6 protein-coding genes and 1 pseudogene are annotated in these 7,132 nt (G+C 70.4%); 4 read left to right on the plus strand and 3 right to left on the minus strand.

Features of this window, described 5'->3' with window-relative positions; genetic code table 11:
• The 3 genes and pseudogenes from Q0112_RS02910 to Q0112_RS02920 all read right to left on the minus strand — a co-directional run.
• Positions 1 to 157 (minus strand): annotated as a pseudogene (locus tag Q0112_RS02910) (4-(cytidine 5'-diphospho)-2-C-methyl-D-erythritol kinase); the annotation flags it as partial.
• A 7-nt stretch (positions 158 to 164) separates the two neighbouring features.
• Positions 165 to 1,850 (minus strand): tetratricopeptide repeat protein, encoded by a 1,686-nt coding sequence (locus Q0112_RS02915; RefSeq protein ID WP_297971167.1) that lies wholly within the window; start codon positions 1,848 to 1,850, stop codon positions 165 to 167.
• A gap of 105 nt (positions 1,851 to 1,955) precedes the next feature.
• On the minus strand, positions 1,956 to 3,614 hold the full coding sequence (locus Q0112_RS02920; protein ID WP_297971170.1) for an electron transfer flavoprotein-ubiquinone oxidoreductase: 1,659 nt from the start codon (positions 3,612 to 3,614) through the stop codon (positions 1,956 to 1,958).
• A 177-nt stretch (positions 3,615 to 3,791) separates the two neighbouring features.
• Here Q0112_RS02920 and Q0112_RS02925 point away from each other — a divergent pair, with 177 nt between their 5' ends.
• The 4 genes from Q0112_RS02925 to Q0112_RS02940 form a co-directional block, all read left to right on the plus strand.
• Positions 3,792 to 4,385 (plus strand): DUF1353 domain-containing protein, encoded by a 594-nt coding sequence (locus tag Q0112_RS02925; protein WP_297971173.1) that lies wholly within the window; start codon positions 3,792 to 3,794, stop codon positions 4,383 to 4,385.
• Positions 4,386 to 4,553: 168 nt separating this feature from the next.
• Positions 4,554 to 5,960 (plus strand): hypothetical protein, encoded by a 1,407-nt coding sequence (locus Q0112_RS02930; protein WP_297971176.1) that lies wholly within the window; start codon positions 4,554 to 4,556, stop codon positions 5,958 to 5,960.
• Positions 5,961 to 6,127: 167 nt separating this feature from the next.
• The gene (greA, locus tag Q0112_RS02935; protein WP_297971179.1) at positions 6,128 to 6,598 is read left to right on the plus strand and encodes a transcription elongation factor GreA; all 471 of its coding nucleotides are present in this window, start codon (positions 6,128 to 6,130) and stop codon (positions 6,596 to 6,598) included.
• A gap of 20 nt (positions 6,599 to 6,618) precedes the next feature.
• Positions 6,619 to 7,132 (plus strand): hypothetical protein (locus tag Q0112_RS02940; protein WP_297971181.1); only part of this gene is annotated, 514 nt, incomplete at its 3' end.

The raw sequence follows: 7,132 nt of genomic DNA on the forward strand, positions 1-7,132 counted from the left end.
AGAGGCCGGCGGCCGGCTCGGCCTCGACGAGATCGCCGAGGCGGGGGAAGACGACGAGGCTGTCGAGCAGGTGCAGCCCGTCGGCGCGGCGGCCGGTGACGTGGAGCGCGAGGTTGACCTTGGCGGGGGCGAGCTCCGCCCAGCGATCGGCCGTCACTTGCGGGTCAGCCGTCCTGCCGCGGCTCGTCGGCCAGCACCTGGTCGAGGCCGACCTCGAGCTTCCTGCGGATGCGGTCCATGTCGAGGTCTTCGGCCGGGCCGAAGGAGAGGGCGCGGCGCCACTGGAACTCGGCCTCGCGCTTGCGGCCGACCATCCAGAGCACGTCGCCGAGGTGGTCGTTGATGACCGGGTCGTCGGGGGTGAGCTCGACGGCGCGCAGCATCGGCTTCACCGCGTCCTGGTAGCGGCCGAGCCGGTAGAGCACCCAGCCGAGGCTGTCGGTGATGTAGCCGTCCTCGGGCTCGGCCTTGGCGGCGCGCTCGATCATGCCGAGCGCCTCGTCGAGCTTCTCGTGCTTCTCGACCAGGCTGTAGCCGAGGTAGTTCAGCACCAGCGGCTGGTTGGGCTCGAGCCGTAGCGCCTCGCGGAAGTCCCGCTCGGCGGCCGGCCAGTTGCCGGCGCGCTCGTTGGCGATGCCGCGGGTGTAGAAGAGCGGCCAGTGCACCGGGCTCGGCTCGGCGACGAGGGCGACGGCGGCGTCGTAGGCGGCGACGGCCTCGGGGTAGCGCTCGGCCATGCGGAGCGCGTCGCCGAGCCCGCTCTGCACCTCGATCCGGTCGGGATAGTGCCCGGCGAGCTCGGCCAGCGTGGCGATCCCGGCCTCGGGGTCGCCGGCGGCGCGCTGGGTGGCGGCGCGGCGGATCTGGGCGGTGACGTACCAGGGCGAGCTCTCCGGGACGGTCGCCAGCGCCGCGGTGGCGAGCGCGTGCTGCCCCTCATCCTCGAGCAGCTCGGCGGCGAGCAGGTTCGCCTCGATGAGCTCGGGGCGGATGTGCGCCGCGATGCGCGCGTGCAGCAGCGCCACCCGCTGGCTGTCGGAGGTGTTGAGCGCGTCGGCGAGCGTCAGGAAGGCCTCGGCCGCCCCGTCGCGCGCGCGGGTCACCACGTCGAAGGGGACCTCCTCGCCGGCGGCCAGGCGCTGGCGCAGGGCGAGCAGCGGCTCGTCCGGGACGTTGCCCGCCAGCGCCTCGTCGATCACCCTGACCGCGTCGGCCTCGCGGCCGAGCTGGGCGAGGATCTCGGCATGCGCCACGATCGAGGAGCGGTTGAGGTGGAGCGGCCCCTCCTCGCCGCCGGCCATGATCGCCTCGGCGCCGACGAAGTCGCCGGCGAAGGCGAGCGCCAGCGCCTTGTGGTACTGGCCGTAGGCGACGAGCGCGTCGCCGCCGGTCGTGGCGTCGAAGGTCGCGCGCGCGGCGTCGAACTCCTCGAGGCCGACCTCGATCCAGCCGGCGAGGAGCGCGGCGAGCAGCGGGTTGAGCGTGTCGGCGGTCTTGTCGAGCACCGCCTTCGCCTCGGCGAACTGGCTCGCCGCGAGCATGTCGCCGAGGCGGACGAGCGTCGCCACCTGGTTGTTGGGGTCGACCTCCTCGAGGCGGTCGGCGAGCGGCCGCGCGGCGGCGAAGTCGCCGAGCGCCACCCGGGCGACCAGCGCGTTGGTCAGGATCCCGACGTTGGTCGGGTCGAGCGCCAGCACCCGGTCGTAGTAGCGCGCCGCCTCGGCATAGTCGTCGCGGATGTCCGCCTGGGTCGCCGCGAGATAGGCACCCGAGAGGCCGGTCGCCGCGACGGGGACCGCCGGCGCCGCGACCGCGGCGGCGATCAGCAGGGAAGCGAGGAAGCGCGGCACGTGGTGAATCTCCGGGTTCGGAACGGCTCCGTCATGGCGGCGGACCCTATGCCGCCCGCACCGCCGATTCAATCGCGCGAATCGGCGGAGAGCCGCCGTCGGCGGTCACATGTTGGGGTAGTTCGGCCCGTCGCCGCCCTGGGGCGTGGTCCAGTTGATGTTCTGCAGCGGGTCCTTGATGTCACAGGTCTTGCAGTGGACGCAGTTCTGGAAGTTGATGACGAAACGCGGGTTCGACCCGTCCTCGTCGCGCAGCACCTCGTAGACCCCGGCCGGGCAGTAGCGCTGCGCCGGCTCGGCGAAGCGCGGCAGGTTGACGTCGATCGGGATGCCCGGGTCCTTCAGCACCAGGTGGCAGGGCTGGCTCTCGTCGTGGTTGGTGAAGGAGAAGGCGACGTTGGTCAGCCGGTCGAACGAGAGCACCCCGTCCGGCCGCGGGTAGTCGATCGGGGCGAAATGCTCGGCCCGGCGCGTCGCCTCGGCATCGGTCTTGCGGTGGGCGAGCGTGCCGAAGGGCGAGCGGTTGCCGAAGAGCGAGTTCACCCACATGTCGAGCCCGCCCAAGGTCAGCGAGGCGGTCAGCCCGTAGCGCGACCAGAGCGGCTTCACGTTGCGGACCGGCTTCAGGTCGCGCGCGATCGGCCCGGCCTCGACGGCGGCCGGATATTCGGCGAGCTCGTCCCCCTCGCGCCCCATGGCGATCGCCCGCTGCGCCGCCTCGGCCGCCGCGATGCCGGAGAGCATCGCGTTGTGGTTGCCCTTGATGCGCGGCACGTTGACGAGCCCGGCCGAGCAGCCGAGCAGGGCGCCGCCCGGGAAGACGAGCTTCGGGATCGACTGCCAGCCGCCCTCGGAGATCGCCCGCGCGCCGTAGGCGACGCGCTTGCCGCCGCTGAGCACGTCCGCGATCAGCGGATGGTGCTTGAAGCGCTGGAACTCCATGTAGGGGTAGAGCCAGGGATTCTCGTAGTTGAGGTGGACGACGAAGCCGACGAAGACTTGGTTGTCCTCGAGATGGTACATGAAGGAGCCGCCGCCGGCGTTCGAGCCGAGCGGCCAGCCCATGGTGTGCGTCACCTGGCCGAGCCGGTGCTTCGCCGGGTCGACCTCCCAGATCTCCTTCATGCCGAGGCCGTACTTCTGCGGCTCGCGGCCGTTGCCGAGCCCCCAGCGCTCGATCGCCTGCTTCGAGAGAGAGCCGCGCACCCCCTCGGCGAGGAAGACGTATTTGCCGAGCAGCTCCATTCCCGGCTCGTAGCCCGGCCCGGGCCGGCGGTCCTTGTCGAGGCCGAACTCGCCGGCGACGACGCCGCGCAGCACGCCCTCCTCCGACACCACGAGCTGGCTCGCCGCCATGCCGGGGAAGATCTCGACGCCGAGCGCCTCGGCCTGCGCCGCCAGCCAGCGGCAGACGTTGCCCATCGAGACGATGTAGTTGCCGTGGTTCGACATCAGCTTCGGCATCGGCCAGTTCGGCAGGCGGATCTGCCCGCCCTGGCCGAGGAGGTAGAAGCGGTCGTCGGTGACCCTGGTACGGATCGGCGCGTCCATCCGCCGCCAGTCGGGCAGCAGCGCGTCGAGCCCGACCGGGTCGAGCACGGCGCCCGAGAGGATGTGCGCCCCGACCTCGGAGCCCTTCTCGAGCACGACGACCGAGAGATCGGGGTCGAGCTGCTTCAGCCGGATCGCCGCCGAAAGCCCGGCCGGGCCGGCACCGACGATCACGACGTCGAACTCCATGGACTCGCGGGCTGTGTCGGCCACCGGGCGCTCCTCCGACTCTGCGGGCTAAGGGTGACCTATCTGCAGCGGCGGCCAAGATCAATCGCCACCGCCCGCGCCCGTTGCCTTCGGCCGGTTCGGCTTTGCTCCGGCCGGACGTTCTGTGGTATTCTATCTCGGCCTCGGCTTATTGGACCGGCGGCAGGGGGATATGCGGTGATGGCGTCGATTGGACTCCGCCGCTTCGCACGCTCGGTATGTGTCGGCCTCGCGCTCCTTGCAGCGTCGGGATGCGCGGCGGTTCACTACCAGACCGTCGATCGGGGCCGGATCGACGGCAAGCTCACCGTCGAATGGATCGACCGCGACGTCTTCCGTTTCATCCCGGACGGCGAGGATCCGCTCACCTTCACGCGCGCGTCGGGCGAGCGCATCGTCCCCGGCGAGATGACGACTGATGGCGGATCGATCCCGCGGCCGCTCTGGATGCTGCGGGACTATTCGCCCTGGGGCTATGCGCCGGCCTTCATCGTCCACGACTGGCTCTTCGAGGCCCATTCCTGCAAGCTGACGGGATACGAGCATTACACGGTCGACACCGCGGCCGACATCCTCTCCGAGGTGATCAAGACGATGATGGAGAGCGACCGCTTCGGCGGCCGCAACGAGCTCGTGCTCCTGTCGATGGACCGGGCGGTCCGCAGCCCGTTCGCGCGGAACGCCTGGGACACGGGGCCCTGCACCATCGGGGACCCGCAGCCGCTCCGGAGGAGGGCGCCGATTGCCGTTTATACGCTGGACTATTCGAACTGAGGCAGCCCCGCTTAGACGGTGGCGTGAAAAATAGTGAAGTAGACTGACACAATGCAATAAAGCCAATTTGATTCGTGCCTGCATTTTCTGGCCTGTGACTAAGAATTGACGTCGAAAGGTGAATTTAAACCCGAGCTCGCCCCGCGCGCAGCTCGCTGGAGGTGATACATGCAGCAATCGTCTTTCGTCTGCGCCACGGGCCTCGCAGCCCTGATCGCATCCGCCGGCATGGCTCTCGGGCAGGCGGCGCCCGTGGTCGTGGAGGTGAGCGTCAGGCAGCATTCGGCGCTCCCTGCACGGCTCAGCAATGCCGAGGTGGACCACGTCCTCGCCGAGGCGACCAAGCTCCTCAGCGACTCCGATTCCGCCTCCGACACCGCCTGCCGCGTCATCCTGCGGCGGGTCGGCAACGTGACGACCTTCAACGAGAGCGACATTCCCTTCTCGATCAGCAGCCGCCAGGACTTCGCCAGGGTCAATGCCGCCGACACGACGATCAAGGTCGTCGGCGAGATCAACTGGTGCGGCCAGCTCGGCCCGTCGATCATCGGCTGCGCCAGTATGCCGGGACCGCGGATGGCGGTGACGCGCTTCTCGCCGCGCAGCATGGAGCCGATCCTCTGGGCGCACGAATATGCCCATACGACCGGCAGTCCGCATCGGTCGGCGGCACGGCAGCTGATGCGCCCGTCGATCGCCTCGAACATGCGCGAGGTCGATGGCGCGGAATGCGGCCGGCTGGTCAGCGTCTTCAGCCTCGATCCGCTGCAGGCGCTCGTCGCCGACAACAGCGGGCCGCGGCTCGATGCCGGGCCGCCGATGTCGGTCAACGACGTCGGCGGGGCCGGCGGGACCGAGTCCGGGGGGGCGGACTCGGTCCAGGCCTTCGTCAATCAGATCTTCATCGAGGGCGTGCCCTTCGCCGAGGCGGCGAAATTCGGCGAGGAGGCCGTTCCGGAGCTCGCCGCGATGCTGGAGAATCCGGCGATGAGCGCGACCTGGAGCAACGCGGCGGCGACGCTGGGCGCCATCGGCGCTCCCGAGGCCGAGGCCGAGCTCATGCGGTTCCTGATGATGGATCCGACCGCGGAGCTCGACATTCCGCAGTATCTCGCCAAGGCGAACGTCCCGATCAATCTCGGCTGGCTCGTGCACCAGGGCGGAAGCCGCACGGCGCTCGAGACGCTCATCAAGGCGACCAATGCCGACTGGTGGCTGAACGAGACCGCGATCGACTGGAAGACCCCGATCCACGCCGATCGGGAGGCGCTGGTGAAGCAGCTGGTCAACAAGTCGATCATCGGCCTCACCCTGACCGGGACCGAGGAGGCCCAGATCCGGCTGGACCAGCTCGCGGGCCAGCTCGACGAGGGCGCGCCGCAGCCGATCCTCGCCCCGGAGGAGGTGAGCGTCCTGCAGCGGCTGGGGCCGTCGGCGGAATCGGCGATCATCGCGGTCTCGCCCGACACCCGGGGCGCGGTCCGGGCCATCGGCGGCGACGAGTTCCTCGCCTCGCAGGTGGACGAGCTGCGCTTGATCCGGGAGCAGGGCCTCGAGGACTATTATTCGAGGTAGCGACGCCGCCGCGGGTGCCGGCGCGCCGGAGCCGCTTGCAGGGCCGGGATCGGGCACCTATTCTCGCTCCTCGCGGCGACGATCAGCCGCGACCCAGGCCGAGACGCCGGTCTCGGCCTGATTTTATTGTTGCGCAGTCCGCGGCGACGCGGGCTACGGAGGGAAAGATGGAGAAGATTCCGCTGACCGCGAAAGGGTTCGCGAAGCTCGATGCGGAGCTGAAGAAGCTCAAGAGCGTCGACCGGCCGGCGGTGATCGCGGCCATCGCCGAGGCGCGCGAGCATGGCGATCTCAGCGAGAACGCCGAGTATCACGCCGCCCGCGAGCGGCAGAGCTTCATCGAGGGGCGCATCCGCGAGCTCGACGCCATCATCGGCCGCTCGGAGGTCATCGACCCGAGCCGCTTCTCGGGGGCGGTGAAGTTCGGCGCGACGGTCGTCATCCTCGACGAGGACACCGAGGAGGAGAAGACCTTCCAGATCGTCGGCGAGCAGGAGGCCGACATCGAGCAGGGGCTGCTCAACCTCCGCTCGCCGCTGGCCCGCGCGCTGATCGGCAAGGAGCCGGGCGACAGCGTCGAGGTGCCGACGCCGGGCGGCCTGCGCTCCTACGAGATCGTTTCGGTCAACTTCGTCTGACGCCGCGGGGGGTCCGAGCCATGCTGCAGGGAATCGGGGATCGTCTGCAGGCGATGCCCCCGACCCGCCGCTGGGCGATCGCCGCCAGCGTCGGCTGGGGCGTGCTCGTCCTCGCCTACGGGATCGGCTTCCTGAGCGCGGCCGAGGCGCGGGAGACGCCCTTCCTCGACGCGATGTTCTTCCTCGTCGCGGTGGCGCTGCCGCTCCTTCTCCTGTGGCTGGCCGCCTGGCTGGCCGAGGAGCTGGCGCGCCAGCGCGAGATCGTCGCCGCGCTCGCCGAGGTGACGGCGCCCCTCTTCGGCACGCTCGCCGCGACGCGCGAGGCGCTGGAGGCGCAGGGCCCGGCCGCCTCGCCCGAGGCGATCGGGCGGGCGGTCGAGGCGGCGGTCGTCGCCGGGCGGATCGACCATTCGGTGCCGCTCGAGCGGCTGCTCGCCGGGCAGGCCCGCGTCGAGGTGGCGCTGCAGAAGCTGACGCTGCGCCGCGCCGCCAGCGAGCCCGTCGCGACCAACAAGACCAGGGAAGGCCGCGCGC

This window comes from uncultured Amaricoccus sp., from assembly GCF_937858865.1.
Taxonomy (GTDB): Bacteria; Pseudomonadota; Alphaproteobacteria; order Rhodobacterales; family Rhodobacteraceae; genus Amaricoccus.